Annotated in this window: 14 protein-coding genes and 1 tRNA gene; all 15 read right to left on the bottom strand. The window is 61.0% G+C overall.

Annotated elements, in window-relative coordinates; all coding sequences use genetic code 11:
- Positions 1-92, bottom strand: a 92-nt coding sequence (locus ASC48_RS18970) for a GTP-binding protein (RefSeq protein WP_018294844.1), incomplete at its 3' end; no start/stop codon positions are given.
- 44 nt (positions 93-136) lie between these two features.
- A complete protein-coding gene (fusA, locus tag ASC48_RS18965) occupies positions 137-2,212 on the bottom strand; it encodes an elongation factor G (RefSeq protein WP_055457236.1) in 2,076 nt (691 codons plus the stop codon).
- 21 nt (positions 2,213-2,233) lie between these two features.
- Positions 2,234-2,704, bottom strand: a complete 471-nt coding sequence (gene rpsG, locus ASC48_RS18960) for a 30S ribosomal protein S7 (RefSeq protein WP_055457235.1) — start codon at positions 2,702-2,704, stop codon at positions 2,234-2,236.
- Between the two features lie 12 nt (positions 2,705-2,716).
- Complete coding sequence (rpsL, locus tag ASC48_RS18955) at positions 2,717-3,088, bottom strand: 30S ribosomal protein S12 (protein WP_019966691.1); 372 nt, start codon at positions 3,086-3,088, stop codon at positions 2,717-2,719.
- A gap of 778 nt (positions 3,089-3,866) precedes the next feature.
- Positions 3,867-4,166 (bottom strand): regulator, encoded by a 300-nt coding sequence (locus tag ASC48_RS18950; protein WP_082440198.1) that lies wholly within the window; start codon positions 4,164-4,166, stop codon positions 3,867-3,869.
- Positions 4,167-4,236: 70 nt separating this feature from the next.
- On the bottom strand, positions 4,237-8,436 hold the full coding sequence (rpoC, locus tag ASC48_RS18945; RefSeq protein WP_055457233.1) for a DNA-directed RNA polymerase subunit beta': 4,200 nt from the start codon (positions 8,434-8,436) through the stop codon (positions 4,237-4,239).
- A gap of 97 nt (positions 8,437-8,533) precedes the next feature.
- Complete coding sequence (rpoB, locus tag ASC48_RS18940; RefSeq protein ID WP_055457232.1) at positions 8,534-12,670, bottom strand: DNA-directed RNA polymerase subunit beta; 4,137 nt, start codon at positions 12,668-12,670, stop codon at positions 8,534-8,536.
- A gap of 190 nt (positions 12,671-12,860) precedes the next feature.
- Positions 12,861-13,232, bottom strand: coding sequence for a 50S ribosomal protein L7/L12 (gene rplL, locus ASC48_RS18935; protein WP_019966695.1), 372 nt, complete (start codon positions 13,230-13,232; stop codon positions 12,861-12,863).
- Positions 13,233-13,297: 65 nt separating this feature from the next.
- A complete protein-coding gene (rplJ, locus tag ASC48_RS18930) occupies positions 13,298-13,816 on the bottom strand; it encodes a 50S ribosomal protein L10 (RefSeq protein ID WP_055457231.1) in 519 nt (172 codons plus the stop codon).
- A gap of 403 nt (positions 13,817-14,219) precedes the next feature.
- On the bottom strand, positions 14,220-14,915 hold the full coding sequence (gene rplA / locus ASC48_RS18925; protein WP_055457230.1) for a 50S ribosomal protein L1: 696 nt from the start codon (positions 14,913-14,915) through the stop codon (positions 14,220-14,222).
- A 4-nt stretch (positions 14,916-14,919) separates the two neighbouring features.
- Complete coding sequence (gene rplK / locus ASC48_RS18920; RefSeq protein ID WP_019966698.1) at positions 14,920-15,348, bottom strand: 50S ribosomal protein L11; 429 nt, start codon at positions 15,346-15,348, stop codon at positions 14,920-14,922.
- Between the two features lie 159 nt (positions 15,349-15,507).
- Positions 15,508-16,038, bottom strand: coding sequence for a transcription termination/antitermination protein NusG (nusG, locus tag ASC48_RS18915; protein ID WP_055457229.1), 531 nt, complete (start codon positions 16,036-16,038; stop codon positions 15,508-15,510).
- Positions 16,039-16,079: 41 nt separating this feature from the next.
- The gene (secE, locus tag ASC48_RS18910) at positions 16,080-16,277 is read right to left on the bottom strand and encodes a preprotein translocase subunit SecE (protein WP_019966700.1); all 198 of its coding nucleotides are present in this window, start codon (positions 16,275-16,277) and stop codon (positions 16,080-16,082) included.
- Between the two features lie 104 nt (positions 16,278-16,381).
- A tRNA-Trp gene (locus ASC48_RS18905) sits at positions 16,382-16,457 on the bottom strand.
- Between the two features lie 117 nt (positions 16,458-16,574).
- A partial coding sequence (locus ASC48_RS19430) for an EF-Tu C-terminal domain-related protein (protein WP_019966701.1) occupies positions 16,575-16,691 on the bottom strand: 117 nt, incomplete at its 5' end.

Raw genomic sequence — 16,691 nt, 5'->3', positions numbered from 1 at the left:
GCCGCAGTCAGCGTCGTCTTGCCGTGGTCAACGTGGCCGATCGTGCCAATGTTCACGTGCGGCTTCGTGCGCTCAAACTTTTCCTTCGCCATCGGATTACTCCGCTTTCTCTAGTTCTTTAATGTCGGTCGGTGGTTCAGGCGTACTTCGCCTGAACCTGGTCAGCAACGGCCTGCGGCACCTGCTCGTAATGGTCGAACACCATCGAGTACTGCGCACGCCCCTGCGACATGGACCGCAGGTTGTTCACATAGCCAAACATGTTGGCGAGCGGGACCATCGCGGTGATAGCAGTCACAACACCACGGTCTTCCGTGCCGTTGATCTGGCCGCGGCGGGAGTTCAGGTCGCCGATCACGTCGCCCATATAATCAGCCGGGGTAACGACCTCGACCTTCATGATGGGCTCGAGCAGCTTCGGACCAGCCTTGGCGATGGCTTCACGGAAGCCGGCGCGTGCAGCGATTTCGAAGGCCAGAACCGAGGAGTCAACATCATGGTAGGCACCATCGACGAGGATGGCCTTGATGTCGACCATCGGGAAGCCGGCGAGCGGACCCGAAGACATCACACTTTCGATACCCTTAGTCACGCCGGGGATGTATTCCTTCGGAACAGCACCACCAACGATCTGGCTCTCGAAGGCATAGCCAGCACCCACTTCGTTCGGCTCAATGACGAGCTTGACGCGGGCAAACTGGCCGGTACCACCGGTCTGCTTCTTGTGGGTATAGTCCACTTCAGCGCGGCGGGTGATCGTTTCACGGTAGGCCACCTGCGGAGCGCCGATGTTTGCTTCCACCTTGAACTCGCGGCGCATGCGGTCGACGATGATGTCGAGGTGAAGTTCACCCATGCCGGCGATGATGGTCTGACCGCTTTCCTCGTCGGTCTTGACGCGGAAAGACGGATCTTCGGCTGCCAGGCGGTTGAGCGCGAGGCCCATCTTTTCCTGGTCGCCCTTGGTCTTCGGCTCGACGGCGATCTCGATCACCGGCTCGGGGAATTCCATGCGCTCCAGAATGACCGGCTTGGCAGGATCGCAGAGCGTGTCACCCGTGGTGGTGTCCTTCAGACCGGCGATGGCAACGATGTCGCCTGCATAGGCAACGTCGATGTCTTCACGGCTGTTGGCATGCATCTGCATCATGCGGCCGACACGTTCCTTCTTGTCCTTCACGGTGTTCTGCAGGGACGTGCCCTTGTTCAGAACGCCCGAGTAGATGCGGCAGAAGGTGAGCGAACCGACGAACGGGTCGTTCATGATCTTGAATGCCAGCATGGACAGGGGCTCTTCATCGCTCGACTTGCGGAGGACTTCCCCCTCGGTCTTCGGATCGATGCCCTTGATGGCCGGAACGTCGAGCGGGCACGGCAGGTAGTCCACCACACCGTCGAGCAGCGGCTGAACGCCCTTGTTCTTGAAGGCCGAGCCGGCAAAGATCGGAACGAATTCGCCCTTGATGGTGCCCTTGCGGATCAGCGCCTTCAGCGTGTCATTGTCCGGCTCGTTGCCTTCCAGATACGCTTCCATGGCAGCTTCATCGACTTCGACAGCCGTTTCGATCATGGCATCACGGAATTCCTGGGCCTTGTCAGCCAGGTCAGCCGGGATCTCCACTTCGTCCCAGGCCGCGCCCAGGGTTTCGTCGCGCCAGATCAGCGCCTTCATCTTGATCAGATCGACAACGCCGGCAAACTCGTTCTCGGCGCCGACCGGGATCTGCAGGCACAGAGGCTTGGCACCCAGACGGTTCTTGACCATCTCGACGCAGCGGTAGAAGTCCGCACCGAGCTTATCCATCTTGTTGACGAAGATCATGCGCGGCACGCGGTACTTGTCCGCCTGACGCCACACGGTTTCAGTCTGGGGCTCAACGCCAGCATTGGCGTCGAGAAGGGCAACGGCACCGTCCAGCACGCGCAGGGAACGCTCCACCTCAATGGTGAAGTCCACGTGACCCGGGGTGTCGATGATGTTCAGGCGCTTTTCATTCCAGAAAGCGGTGGTCGCGGCGGACGTGATCGTGATGCCGCGTTCCTGTTCCTGCTCCATCCAGTCCATGGTGGCAGCGCCATCATGGACTTCACCGATCTTGTGGCTCTTGCCTGTGTAGTACAGGATGCGCTCGGTGGTCGTGGTCTTGCCGGCATCGATGTGAGCCATGATACCGAAGTTGCGGTAGTCCTCGATTTTGTGCGTGCGAGACATGACGTCAGCCCTTTTCCAGGATTACCAGCGGTAGTGAGAGAAGGCGCGGTTCGCATCCGCCATGCGGTGCGTGTCTTCGCGCTTCTTCACTGCGGAACCACGGTTGTTCGCGGCGTCGAGCATTTCTCCCGACAGGCGGTCCACCATGGTGGTTTCGTTACGGTTGCGGGCTGCAGCGATCAGCCAGCGGATCGCCAATGCCTGACGGCGGTCCGCGCGGACTTCCACCGGAACCTGGTAGGTCGCGCCACCGACGCGGCGGGAGCGGACTTCTACCTGCGGCATGACGTTTTCAAGAGCCGCATGGAACACCTCGACGGGGTTCTCACGGGTCTTCTTCTCGATGATGTCGAAGGCACCGTAAACGATGCGCTCGGCCACGGACTTCTTGCCGTGATACATGATCGAGTTCATGAACTTGGTAACGACGACATCTCCGAACTTGGGATCCGGAATGATCTCGCGCTTTTCTGCGCTGTGACGACGGGACATGCCGCGCGCTCCTTACTTCGGCCGCTTGGCGCCGTACTTCGACCGGCGCTGCTTACGGTTCTTGACGCCCTGGGTGTCGAGCACGCCACGGATGATGTGGTAGCGAACGCCCGGCAAATCCTTGACGCGGCCACCGCGGATCATCACCACGGAGTGCTCCTGAAGGTTATGACCTTCACCCGGGATGTAACCGATGACTTCGAAGCCATTCGTCAGGCGCACCTTGGCAACCTTACGAAGTGCCGAGTTCGGCTTCTTCGGCGTCGTGGTGTATACGCGGGTGCAAACACCACGCTTCTGCGGGCAGGCCTCCATGGCCGGCACCTTGTTCCGCTTCGGCGGGTCTTTCCGCGGCTTGCGGATCAGCTGGTTGATGGTCGGCATTCTGTGCCCTTTACCTCTGCCATCCAAAAATTCGTACGCTACCCTGCTTTTCACTGAATACGTGACAAACGTAATCGCGCCTCAGCCATGTTCGCACATGGGAGGCGCTGCGAAAACCAGAGGACCACGAGGTTAATCGCGGTCGTGCAATCGACGCTTATTCGCCTTTTTGAACCCGGCAGCGTTTAAGTATTCAGGTTCCTTGCGTAGACCGCTGGAACACATCAGGACTTACCGCCTGCCCTTGGGATGGGCGGACACTACTCACGGCGCCCCCTGCCGTCAAGGGAAATCTCGGATTTCTGCCGGATTGCCCTGTCCTGCCCCGCCTTTGCCACGCCACGGCCTGAATCCGAGCATTTCCGCATTTTTTTGTAATGAAAATGCGCGCGGGATTGTAATTAAATTATACCGGCCTGGCATCCTGCAAGGCCGGGTCCTATGCCGGTTAACCGTGCCTTGCGAATCCTTCAGAGCTGTTCTGCACCCTGCTGAGCCGCAGAAACCCCGAATCCCCGGCGGTTTTCCCGAAAACCGGGACTCACGGCACGGAGAGCCAGTTATTTGCCCGTTAAGGAATCAAAACAAGGGAATCAAACCACTCTGCCCTGCCCCGGTGCCGCTTGCGGGACCAATCAGGCCACTGCCGCCCGGCAGGGCTGCCAAACCTTCCTGCGGGAACGGTAAACACGGTGCAAACCCGTTCCCTCAAATGCACAGGGACGGCAGCTGGCCTGTTTCCCTCTGCCGTCCCCGCTCTTCTGACTGTGGCGCCGGGTCAATCGCGGAAGGTGATCACCGCCACATTCCCGGAAAGGGCATCCTGATAAGCGCCCTCATATGTCGGGTCATCCGGTTCACCTTCCAGCACACCGATCTGATCGAGCTCGGCCTCGGCAAAGCCCTCGCCTGCCAAAGCCTCCAGCGTCTTGCGCACGGCGCTGTCATCATCAGGAGCAGTCAGCATCACATGGATCGGCACGGCAGCTTCCGGGCCATCGTCCTCGTTGTCCCAGACCCGTCCGATCACCAGGAAGACCGTAGGCTCCAGCGGAGCATCATCGTCATTGCCAGCCATAACGGCCTCCTTCTGCATAAACGAAAGGCCGCACGGATGGCGGCCTCTCTGATTGATGTAGCTGGTCCGCTTATTCAGCGGCGCCAGACAGATCCTCGAGCAGGCCCTCTGCGGCGCTGTCGCCCGAACGCTTGCGGCGCTCGTCAAGGATCAGATCGTCACGATGGGTGGCAATCTGACGGATACGCTTCATCACGCCGCCCGTACCGGCCGGGATCAGACGGCCGACGATGACGTTCTCCTTGAGGCCGACCAGCGGGTCGATCTTGCCGTTGACAGCGGCGTCGGTGAGGACGCGCGTTGTCTCCTGGAAGGAGGCTGCCGAGAAGAACGACCGGGTCTGCAGGCTCGCCTTGGTGATACCCAGGAGAACCGGCACGCCCTTGGCCGGGGTCTTGGCGTCGTCGATCGCACGCTGGTTCGCCTCGTCGAAGTCGAGCTGGTCGACCTGCTCACCCGCGAAGAACTCGGTCTCGCCCGGATCGGTGATTTCGACCTTTTGCAGCATCTGGCGAACGATCACCTCGATGTGCTTGTCGTTAATCACCACGCCCTGCAACCGGTAAACTTCCTGGATCTCGTTGACGAGGTAGGCCGCGAGCGCTTCCACGCCCTTGACTGCCAGGATGTCGTGCGGTGCCGGGTTGCCGTCGAGGATGTACTCGCCCTTCTCGATGACGTCGCCTTCCTGCAAATGGAAGTGCTTGCCCTTCGGGATCAAGTACTCGACCGGCTCCAGTGTCTCGTCATGCGGCTCCACAATGATGCGGCGCTTGTTCTTGTAATCGCGGCCGAAGCGGATGGTACCGCTGATTTCCGCGATGATGGCGTGGTCCTTCGGACGGCGCGCCTCGAACAGTTCCGCCACGCGGGGCAGACCACCGGTGATGTCCTTCGTCTTGGCGCTTTCCAGCGGGATACGTGCGAGCACGTCACCAGCCTTCACCCGGTTGCCCGGCTGCACCGACAGAATGGCGTCCACCGAAAGCAGCAGGCGGGCGTCGCCACCACGGGCCAGCTTGCAGATCGAGCCATTGGCGTCCTTGACGACAACCGCCGGCTTGAGATCCTGGCCGCGGTGAGACGTGCGCCAGTCGATGACGACACGCTTGGTGATACCGGTCGCTTCGTCGGTGGTTTCCTGCACCGAAGCGCCGTCCACCAGGTCTTCGAAGTCGACCACGCCATCCACTTCCGACAGCATCGGGCGGGTGTAGGGGTCCCACTCGGCGATACGCTGGCCGCGCTTGACCGCATCACCATCGTCCACCAGCAGCTTGGCGCCGTAGGTGACGCGATGGACAGCGCGCTCGTTGCCGTCACTGTCAACCACTATGAGCGACATGTTGCGCGCCATGGCGATCAGGTTGCCATCGCTGTCGCGGGTGGCGGCGCGGTTGCGGATCTTGATCGTGCCATCGACGTTGGATTCGATGAACGAGCTGTCCACCACCTGTGCCGTGCCACCGATGTGGAACGTGCGCATGGTCAGCTGGGTACCCGGCTCACCGATCGACTGAGCGGCGATGACACCGACAGCTTCACCGATGTTGACCGGCGTACCACGGGCAAGGTCACGGCCGTAGCAGGTGCCGCAGACGCCCGTGACAGTCTGACAGGTCAGAACCGAACGGATCTTGATCTGCTGAACCTTGGCAGCCTCGATCAGCTCCACGTCCTTTTCGTCGATCATGCGTCCCTTCGGTACGATGATCTCGCCGGTTGCGTGATTGTAGACGTCTTCTGCCGCCGTACGGCCGAGAACGCGCTGGCCAAGGCTTGCAATGACCTGACCGGCGTCCACGATCGCCTGAACGGTGATGCCGTTCTCGGATCCGCAGTCGACTTCAAGGATGATCGAGTCCTGAGCCACGTCCACGAGGCGGCGGGTCAGGTAACCCGAGTTCGCCGTCTTGAGCGCGGTGTCAGCCAGACCCTTACGGGCGCCGTGGGTGGAGTTGAAGTACTCCAGAACCGACAGGCCTTCCTTGAAGTTCGAGATGATCGGGTTTTCGATGATCTCGCCCGACGGCTTGGCCATGAGGCCGCGCATGCCGGCAAGCTGCTTCATCTGGGCCGGAGAACCACGGGCACCCGAGTGGGACATCATGTAAACCGAGTTCATCGGCTTCTGACGGCCCGTCTCCTGATCGATCTGAACCGCCTGAATGCGCTTCATCATCTCATCAGCGATGCGGTCGGTGCACTTGGCCCAGGCGTCAACCACCTTGTTGTACTTCTCGCCCTGAGTGATCAGGCCGTCGTTGTACTGCTGCTCGTATTCTGCAACCATCGCGGCCGTCTCGGCCACCAGCTTCTGCTTGGTGTCCGGGATCACCATGTCATCCTTGCCGAACGAGATGCCAGCGCTGCACGCATTGCGGAACCCGAGCTGCATGATGCGGTCACAGAAAATGACCGTCTCCTTCTGACCGCAGGCGCGGTAGACGGTGTCGATCATGCGCGAGACTTCCTTCTTCGTCATCAGCCTGTTGCAGGTGTCGAAGGGAACCTCGTGATGCTTCGGCAGCAGTTCGGCAATCATCATGCGGCCCGGCGTCGTCTCGAAGATGCCGGAGGTCGGGTTGCCGTCAGCGTCGATCGAGCGGAAGCGTCCGCGGATCTTCGTGTGCAGCGTGATGACCTTGTTGGCCAGCGCGTGCTGGATCTCGCCCATGTTGCCGAAGGCCATGCCTTCGCCCGGCTCGTTCTCTGCCATGATCGACAGATAATAGAGACCCAGAACGATATCCTGAGACGGAACGATGATCGGGCCGCCGTTGGCCGGATGCAGAATGTTGTTGGTCGACATCATCAGCGTACGGGCTTCCAGCTGGGCTTCCAGCGAAAGCGGCACGTGCACGGCCATCTGGTCACCGTCGAAGTCGGCGTTGAAAGCCGAGCAGACGAGCGGGTGCAACTGGATGGCCTTGCCTTCGATCAGTGTCGGTTCGAACGCCTGGATGCCGAGACGGTGCAACGTCGGCGCACGGTTCAGAAGAACCGGGTGCTCACGGATCACCTCGTCGAGGATATCCCAGACTTCCGGACGCTCCTTCTCCACCAGCTTCTTGGCCTGCTTGACGGTCGAGGAGAAGCCCTTCGCGTCGAGGCGCGAATAGATGAAGGGCTTGAACAGCTCGAGAGCCATCTTCTTCGGCAGGCCGCACTGGTGAAGCTTCAGCTCCGGACCCACGGTGATCACCGAACGGCCGGAATAGTCGACGCGCTTGCCCAGCAGGTTCTGGCGGAAGCGGCCCTGCTTGCCCTTGAGCATGTCGGACAGCGACTTCAGCGGACGCTTGTTGGCACCGGTGATGACGCGGCCGCGGCGGCCGTTGTCGAACAGGGCGTCAACGGACTCCTGCAGCATGCGCTTTTCGTTGCGGATGATGATATCCGGCGCACGCAGTTCGATCAGGCGCTTCAGGCGGTTGTTGCGGTTGATCACGCGGCGGTACAGATCGTTCAGATCCGACGTCGCGAAACGGCCGCCGTCCAGCGGAACCAGCGGGCGCAGATCCGGCGGGATCACCGGAATCACGGTCATGATCATCCATTCCGGACGGTTGCCCGACTCGGTGAAGGCTTCGATGACCTTGAGGCGCTTGGCCAGCTTCTTCGGCTTCAGCTCGGTGGTCGCTTCGGCGATCTCGACGCGCAGCTTCTCGCTTTCGCGCACCAGATCAAGCGACATCAGCATTTCGCGGATGGCTTCCGCGCCGATCATCGCCGTGAACGCGTCCTCGCCATACTCGTCCTGGGCGCTGATATACTCTTCCTCACTCAGCAGCTGGTTCTGCTTGAGCGGGGTCAGGCCCGGCTCAAGAACAACATAGTTCTCGAAATAGAGCACGCGCTCCAGGTCCTTCAGCGTCATGTCCAGCAGAAGGCCGATGCGGGAGGGCAGCGACTTCAGGAACCAGATATGCGCAACCGGGGCAGCCAGCTCGATGTGGCCCATGCGCTCACGGCGTACGCGGCTCAGCGTCACTTCGACGCCGCACTTCTCACAGATGACGCCCTTGTACTTCATACGCTTGTACTTGCCGCACAAGCACTCGTAATCCTTGATCGGGCCAAAGATACGGGCGCAGAACAGACCATCACGTTCAGGCTTGAACGTGCGGTAGTTGATCGTCTCCGGCTTCTTGATCTCACCATAGGACCAAGACATGATCCGCTCGGGGCTGGCGAGAGAAATCCGGATCTGGTCGAAGGTCTGCGCAGGAGCCTGCTGGTTGAACAGGTTCATGACCTCATGATTCATGGGCTCTCTCCTTCGATGCACGGATGGGGAGCGGGCCGTGCCCACTCCCCTTTTCCTGCACTGTACGTCCTGTTTCAGTCTTTTTCATGCCCGCAGATCACTCTGCCGCGTCTGCCGCGGGCTCATCGGTAAATGCGGGAAGACCGGACTGCTGAAGTTCCACGTTGAGACCCAGCGACCGCATTTCCTTCACGAGAACGTTGAAGCTCTCCGGAATACCGGCCTCGAACGTGTCATCACCACGGACAATTGCCTCGTAGACCTTCGTGCGGCCCGCAACGTCATCCGACTTCACGGTCAGCATTTCCTGCAGCGTGTAGGCAGCGCCATATGCTTCAAGGGCCCACACCTCCATTTCACCGAAGCGCTGGCCGCCGAACTGCGCCTTGCCACCCAGCGGCTGCTGGGTCACGAGCGAGTAAGGTCCAATCGAACGGGCGTGGATCTTGTCGTCCACGAGGTGGTGCAGCTTGAGCATATAGATGTAACCCACGGTGACCTTGCGGTCGAAGGCTTCACCTGTACGCCCGTCGTAGAGTGTCGACTGGCCACTGGCGTCAAGGCCGGCTGCGTTGAGCATCTCCACGATGTCCGGCTCATGCGCACCGTCGAAGACCGGCGTTGCAATCGAAACGCCCTTCTTCAGCTGTTCGGCAAGACGCAGGAGACTCTCGTCATCGTAATGCTTGACCGCATCACCCTTGATGTTGTCGCCGTAGAGTTCGTGGATCTCGCTCTTCAGAGCCTGGATCTCACCCGTCTTGCGGTACTCATCATAGAGTTCGCCGATCTTGCGGCCCATGCCTGCGCAGGCCCAGCCAAGGTGGGTCTCGAGGATCTGGCCCACGTTCATGCGCGACGGCACGCCCAGCGGATTGAGAACGATGTCGACATGGGTGCCGTCCGCCAGGAACGGCATGTCCTCGTTCGGGTTGATCTTGGAGACCACGCCCTTGTTGCCGTGACGGCCGGCCATCTTGTCGCCCGGCTGGATCTTGCGCTTCACAGCGACGAAGACCTTGACCATCTTCATGACGCCAGGGGGCAGCTCGTCACCGCGCTGCAGCTTCTCCACCTTGTCGATGAAACGCTGCTCGAGGCGCTTGCGGCTTTCATCGTACTGGCCGCGCAGGGCTTCCACTTCGCTCATGAACTTTTCATCGTCCATTGCAAACTGCCACCACTGCGAACGCGGGTATTCGCCAAGGACATCACCGGTCAGGCTGGTGTCCTTCTTGAAGCCCTTAGGGCCGGCAATGGCGGTCTTGCCCAGCAGCATCTCGGCCAGGCGGCCATAGACGTTGCGGTCAAGGATTGCCTGCTCGTCGTCGCGGTCCTTGGCCAGGCGCTCGATTTCCTCGCGCTCGATGGCCATCGCACGCTCGTCCTTCTCGACGCCGTGACGGTTGAACACGCGCACTTCCACGACCGTACCGGCAACGCCGGGCGGCAGACGCAGGGAGGTGTCGCGGACATCCGAAGCCTTTTCGCCGAAGATGGCACGCAGAAGCTTTTCTTCCGGCGTCATCGGGCTCTCGCCTTTCGGCGTGATCTTGCCGACGAGAATGTCACCCGGCTTCACTTCGGCGCCGATGTAGACGATGCCGGCTTCGTCGAGGTTCTTCAGCGCTTCTTCCGAGACGTTCGGAATATCGCGCGTGATCTCTTCCGGGCCGAGCTTGGTGTCACGGGCGGCGACTTCAAACTCTTCCAGATGGATCGAGGTGAAGACGTCATCGGACACGATGCGTTCGGACAGGAGGATGGAGTCCTCGAAGTTGTAGCCGTTCCACGGCATGAACGCGACGAGTACGTTGCGGCCGAGTGCCAGATCGCCCAGATCCGTCGACGGGCCGTCAGCGATGATGTCACCCTTGGAAATGACGTCACCGACGCGGACCAGCGGACGCTGGTTGATACAGGTGTTCTGGTTGGAACGCTGGAACTTCATCAGGCGGTAGATATCGACGCCCGACTTGGACGGATCGAGATCTTCCGTGGCGCGGATAACGATACGGGTCGCATCCACCTGATCGACAACACCACCGCGGCGGGCAGCGATGGCAGCGCCGGAGTCACGGGCCACGATCGGCTCCATGCCGGTGCCGACGAAGGGCGCTTCGGCGCGCACCAGCGGCACGGCCTGACGCTGCATGTTCGAGCCCATGAGCGCGCGGTTGGCGTCGTCGTTTTCCAGGAACGGAATGAGCGCGGCAGCGACCGAAACCAGCTGCTTCGGCGAAACGTCCATCAGGTCCACGCGGTCGGACGGAACGAGCATGTTTTCACCGGCATGACGGCAGGTGACCAGCTCTTCCACCAGACGGTTGTTCTCATCGAGGACAGCGTTGGACTGGGCGACGTAGTGTTTGGCTTCTTCCATGGCCGAGAGATAGACGACCTCGTCGGAGACGACGCCATCACGCACCTTGCGGTACGGACTCTCGATAAAGCCGTACTTGTTCACACGGGCGAAGGTCGCCAGCGAATTGATCAGACCGATGTTCGGGCCTTCCGGCGTCTCGATCGGGCAGATACGGCCGTAGTGGGTCGGATGCACGTCGCGAACTTCGAAGCCAGCGCGCTCACGCGTCAGACCACCCGGTCCAAGAGCCGACAGGCGGCGCTTGTGCGTCACTTCGGACAGCGGATTGGTCTGGTCCATGAACTGGCTGAGCTGCGAGGAGCCGAAGAACTCACGCACGGCAGCGGCTGCCGGCTTGGCGTTGATCAGGTCCTGCGGCATGACCGTGTCGATGTCGACAGAGCTCATGCGCTCCTTGATCGCACGTTCCATGCGCAGCAGGCCGACGCGGTACTGGTTCTCCATGAGTTCGCCGACCGAACGCACACGGCGGTTGCCGAGGTTGTCGATGTCGTCGATCTCGCCCTTGCCGTCGCGCAGGTCGAGCAGCAGCCGGATCACGGCCAGGATGTCTTCCTTGCGCAGGGTGCGCACGGTGTCAGGGCAGGTCAGGTCAAGACGCATGTTCATCTTGACGCGGCCGACCGCAGACAGGTCGTAACGCTCGGCGTCGAAGAACAGCGACTGGAACATCGCTTCAGCGGATTCCAGGGTGGGCGGCTCGCCAGGGCGCATCACGCGGTAGATGTCGAACAGCGCATCTTCACGGCTCTCGTTCTTGTCCGCAGCAAGCGTGTTGCGGACATAGGCGCCGGTGTTGATGTGGTCGATATCGAGAACGGACAGCTCCTCGTAGCCGCGCTGGATCAGCTCGTCGAGCAGCTTCGCGTTGATCTCGTCGCCCGCTTCAGCGTAGATCTCGCCGGTCACGAAGTCGACGACGTCCTCGGCCAGATACTGGCCGTGCAGGTCTTCGTCGGTCACCTTCAGGGCCTTGACGCCCTTTTCGGTGAGCTGCTTGATCATGCGTGCCGTGATCTTGCGGCCGGCTTCGATCACAACTTCGCCGGTGTCGGCGTCGATCAGATCATAGGACGCCTTGTTGCCCTTGAGGCGGTCGCCGTCGAACGGCATGCGCCAGGACCCCTTGTCCGCGCGCGAATATTGGATGCGCTGGTAGAAGGTGTTCAGGATCTCTTCGCCGTCGAGGCCGAGGGCCATCAGCAGAGAGGTGACCGGAATCTTGCGGCGGCGGTCGATACGCGCATAGACGATGTCCTTGGCGTCGAACTCGATGTCGAGCCAGGAACCGCGGTAGGGAATCACGCGGGCAGCAAACAGCAGCTTGCCGCTGGAATGGGTCTTGCCCTTGTCATGATCGAAGAACACGCCCGGAGAGCGGTGCATCTGGGACACGATGACGCGCTCGGTGCCGTTCACGACGAACGTACCGTTCTCGGTCATGAAGGGGATGTCCCCCATGTAGACGTCCTGCTCCTTGATGTCCTTGACGGACTTGGCCCCGGTGTCTTCATCGACATCGAACACGATCAGGCGCAGGGTCACCTTCAGCGGGGCAGCATAGGTCATGCTGCGCTGACGGCACTCCTCGACGTCGTACTTGGGCTGCTCGAATTCGAACTTGACGAATTCAAGCAGAGCGGTTCCGGCAAAGTCGGAAATCGGGAAAACAGAGTTGAAGACCGCCTGGAGGCCTTCATCGGGACGGCCGCCCTTGGGCTCCTCAACCTGCAGGAACTGGTCGTAGGATGCCTTCTGAACCTCGATGAGGTTGGGCATTTCCGTTACATCGCGGATCGATCCGAAGAATTTCCGGACACGTTTGCGACCGTTGAACGTTAGGGTCATTGTCGCTCCTCGTTCGTATCGCCTTGGGTGACGGCTGTCCGCAACGCCCCTTGTCCAATCGGGCAGCTTCGCCCGGGCGCTTCGGATAACCGTCCCCTATTCGGGACTAATGCCCCGGAAACGGGTTATACCCGCCGGGGCCAGGAAACGGTCCCGGTTGCCCGGGACCGCCTTGGATCTTTCGATCCTATTACTTGAGCTCGACCTTGGCGCCAGCCTCTTCGAGCTTCTTCTTGAGGTCTTCGGCTTCAGCCTTGGAGACCTGCTCCTTGACAACCTTCGGAGCGCCTTCGACGAGCTCCTTGGCTTCCTTCAGGCCGAGGCCGGTGATGGCGCGGACTTCCTTGATCACGTTGATCTTCTTGTCGCCAGCGTCAGCGAGAACGACGTCGAATTCGGTCTGCTCTTCAACAGCAGCAGCCGGAGCAGCCGCAACGGCAGCAACAGCCACCGGAGCTGCGGCGGACACGCCCCACTTCTCTTCGAGCATCTTGGACAGCTCAGCAGCTTCCATGACGGTCAGGGCGGACAGATCTTCAACGAGCTTTTCGAGGTTAGCCATTTCTTATGTACCTTACGTTCGAACCAAATGCTTGGTTACAGACAGTGTATTGCTTAGGGGGCGCCTTATGCGGCCTCGTCCTTCTTGGCATACGCGCCGAAAACGCGGGCGAGCTGCCCGGCCGGTGCGTTGACAACCTGGGCAATGCGGGATGCCGGGGTCTGGATCATGCCCACCAGCTTTGCGCGCAGCTCTTCGAGCGACGGCATCGTGGCGAGAGACTTGACGCCTTCCGCATTCAGGTTGGTCTTGCCGAGAGCACCGCCGAGGATGACGAACTTGTCCGTCGTCTTGGCGAATTCCACCATGGCCTTGGGAGCCGCGACCGGATCTTCCGAATAGGCGATCAGGGTCGGGCCCGTGAAGAGGCCATTGATGTGCTCAAGGTCAGTGCCTTGAAGGGCAAGCTTTACAAGACGGTTCTTTGCAACCTTTACGGTTCCGCCGGCGTCACGCACTTTCAACCGCAGCGCGGTCATCTGTGCAACCGAGAGACCCGCATAGTGCGCGACGACCACAACCGAAGTGCTACGCAGCTCTTCGTTGAGGGCGGTCACGAACTCGTGCTTTTCCGCTCTTTCCACTTGCCTACTCCATTTGATGGCGTTTCCGCCACCGGTTTGCCTTTGCCGCCAGCTTGGCGGTGCGGGGAAGCCCCGTACCGCGTCACAGGCGACGCTCAGGGTTTCCTGTCCCCTCACCTCGCTTGGAGCGCGGCAAGGCATCTGGTTCGAACCGTTTCAGCCCCCGGCAAGCCGGAAACAAACTGGTTCTCACCCATCTATGCAGGCCCATTCGGCTTAGACCGGTTTCCCGGCACCTGCAGTCTCGGACAGGGATGATCCGGTACGGGACCGGACCAGTGCCTCCCGGCAGAACCGGGAGGAACCTCTTGGATGCGGCGCGGACCGGAGCTTCAACTCCTGACCGGTCACGCCGCTGCGGCCAGCGCGAAACCCGGCAGTAAGCCCTGCCGGGTCTGCAGCATCAGCCGTTGATCGAAGCCAGGTCGACCTTGACGCCCGGGCCCATCGTGGACGACAGGGCAACACGGCGCATGTACTGGCCCTTGGAACCGCTCGGCTTGGCCTTCTGGACGGCATCCACGAGAGCGCGGATGTTCTCGACCAGGGCGTCCTGGGTGAAGGAGACCTTGCCAACGCCGGCGTGGATGATACCAGCCTTCTCGACGCGGAACTGCACGGCGCCGCCCTTGGCGTCACGCACGGCCGAAGCCACGTCCGGGGTCACGGTGCCGACCTTGGGGTTCGGCATCAGGCCGCGCGGGCCAAGCACCTTACCAAGACGGCCGACCAGCGGCATCATGTCCGGGGTTGCAATGCAGCGGTCGAAGTCGATCTTGCCGCCCTGCACTTCGTTGACCAGCTCTTCGGCGCCAACGATGTCTGCGCCGGCAGCCTTGGCTTCCTCAGCCTTGTCGCCACGGGCGAACACGGCGACGCGGACGGTCTTGCCGGTGCCGTTCGGCAGCACGCAGACGCCGCGGACCATCTGGTCAGCGTGACGCGGGTCAACGCCAAGGTTGATCGCAACTTCGACGGTTTCGTCGAACTTCACCTTGGCGCGGTCCTTGATCAGGGCCAGGGCTTCGCCGAGGGCGTAGGTCTTGTTTCTGTCGATGCCTTCACGAGCAGCACGGATACGCTTGCCAATCTTCGCCATGATCTTACTCCGTGACCTCGAGGCCCATCGAACGGGCAGAACCCTCAACCATGCGCATCGCCGCTTCCACGTCGTTCGCGTTGAGGTCCTTCATCTTGGCGGTGGCGATTTCACGCACCTGCGCCTTGTTCACCTTGCCAACCGTGCCGCGGCCCGGGGTCTTGGAACCGGACTTCAGACCAGCAGCCTTCTTCAGGAAGAAGCTGACCGGAGCGGTCTTGATCTGGAAGGTGAAGGACTTGTCGGAGAAATAGGTGATCACGACCGGGCACGGAGCGCCCTTCTCGATATCCTGGGTCTGCGCGTTGAACGCCTTGCAGAATTCCATGATGTTGAGACCGCGCTGACCCAGCGCGGGACCGATCGGGGGCGACGGCGTTGCGGAGCCGGCTGCCACCTGCAGCTTGATATAACCTTCGATTTTCTTCGCCATTATACTCTCCTAGCGAGTAAGCCGGATAAACCGGCATTCAGGAGCGGGTGGTCTGGCTTGACACGCCCGGCGTAGGCGCGCCTTACCTGCCACCCTCTTCTGCGCGGACGCCATGATGGCCTCCATGCAGCTTTGGCCGCCCGTGGGCGGCCAGCTTGATCAGACCTTGTCGACCTGACCAAATTCCAGCTCGACCGGCGTCGGGCGGCCAAAGATCGACACGGCAACCTTGAGGCGCGCGCGCTCTTCGTCCACTTCCTCGACGAGGCCGGAGAAGGAGGCAAACGGGCCGTCCGACACGCGGACCTGCTCGCCAACCTCGAAACTGACCGACGGCTTCGGCCGGTCGACACCTTCCTGAACCTGGCTCAGGATGCGGCGCGCCTCGGCTTCCGAAATCGGAACGGGCTTCTGCTCGGAACCGAGGAAGCCACTGACCTTGGGGGTGTTCTTGATCAGATGGAACGCCTCGTCGGTCATCTCCATCTTCACCAGAACGTAGCCCGGGAAGAATTTGCGTTCGGCATCGACCTTGCGCCCGCGGCGCACTTCGACGACCTTTTCCATCGGAACGAGGATTTCCTCGAACAGGTCAGAAAGCCCCTTCTGGGCAGCTTTCTCGCGGATGGACTCGGCTACCTTCTTCTCGAAATTGGAGTAGGCATGCACAATGTACCAGCGCTTGGCCATGACCTCAGTTCCGTTTCCTGTCTCGTGAAACCTTGCAGGCGTCAACCGCCCACGCCGAGGAGCAAGCCAATGCCCCAGCTCATCAGCTGATCCGCCAGAAGAAAGAAGATGGAGGCAAGCACCACCATCACAAACACCATGACAGTCGTCACGGCCGTTTCCTTGCGGGTCGGCCAGGTCACCTTGGCAGCTTCGGAGCGAACCTGCTGGATAAACGTAAAGGGATTACTCTTGGCCATTCCGGTTCCGGTCTCGTCACGACGAGCGGGCGCGCAGAATCATCCGCGCGCCCCGCCCGAGTGGTCCTCAATAAGGCCTCGGCGGCCAATATTCAAGAACAAAATGGCAGGGGCAGCAGGGCTCGAACCCGCGACCTGCGGTTTTGGAGACCGCCGCTCTACCAACTGAGCTATACCCCTGCACGGACGGGACCTGAAGTTCCGTCCAAACCTGTTCTTATCTCCGGTTCAGGCAACCCGCAAGGGGTTGTTCAAGTCCGGAAAGGAAGGCGCCGGATGAGCCGGCGCCCGCCATCATCACTCGATGATCGATGCCACCACGCCGGCGCCGACGGTACGGCCACCTTCGCGGATAGCGAAGCGCAGGCCGTCTTCCATGGCGATCGGAACGATCAGCGTCACGACGACCGAGAT

Origin of the sequence: Pannonibacter indicus (assembly GCF_001418225.1) — a bacterium.
GTDB classification, from domain to species: domain Bacteria; phylum Pseudomonadota; class Alphaproteobacteria; order Rhizobiales; family Stappiaceae; genus Pannonibacter; species Pannonibacter indicus.
This window is presented reverse-complemented; position numbering and strand designations above follow the sequence as displayed.

Excerpts from the sequence above, each read along its gene's own strand:
- fusA (WP_055457236.1), bottom strand. The coding sequence starts at position 2,212 with ATGTCTCGCACGCACAAAATCGAGGACTACCGCAACTTCGGTATCATG.
- rpsG (WP_055457235.1), bottom strand. The coding sequence starts at position 2,704 with ATGTCCCGTCGTCACAGCGCAGAAAAGCGCGAGATCATTCCGGATCCC.
- rpsL (WP_019966691.1), bottom strand. The coding sequence starts at position 3,088 with ATGCCGACCATCAACCAGCTGATCCGCAAGCCGCGGAAAGACCCGCCG.
- ASC48_RS18950 (WP_082440198.1), bottom strand. The coding sequence starts at position 4,166 with ATGGCTGGCAATGACGATGATGCTCCGCTGGAGCCTACGGTCTTCCTG.
- rpoC (WP_055457233.1), bottom strand. The coding sequence starts at position 8,436 with ATGAATCATGAGGTCATGAACCTGTTCAACCAGCAGGCTCCTGCGCAG.
- rpoB (WP_055457232.1), bottom strand. The coding sequence starts at position 12,670 with ATGACCCTAACGTTCAACGGTCGCAAACGTGTCCGGAAATTCTTCGGA.
- rplL (WP_019966695.1), bottom strand. The coding sequence starts at position 13,232 with ATGGCTAACCTCGAAAAGCTCGTTGAAGATCTGTCCGCCCTGACCGTC.
- rplA (WP_055457230.1), bottom strand. The coding sequence starts at position 14,915 with ATGGCGAAGATTGGCAAGCGTATCCGTGCTGCTCGTGAAGGCATCGAC.
- rplK (WP_019966698.1), bottom strand. The coding sequence starts at position 15,348 with ATGGCGAAGAAAATCGAAGGTTATATCAAGCTGCAGGTGGCAGCCGGC.
- nusG (WP_055457229.1), bottom strand. The coding sequence starts at position 16,038 with ATGGCCAAGCGCTGGTACATTGTGCATGCCTACTCCAATTTCGAGAAG.
- secE (WP_019966700.1), bottom strand. The coding sequence starts at position 16,277 with ATGGCCAAGAGTAATCCCTTTACGTTTATCCAGCAGGTTCGCTCCGAA.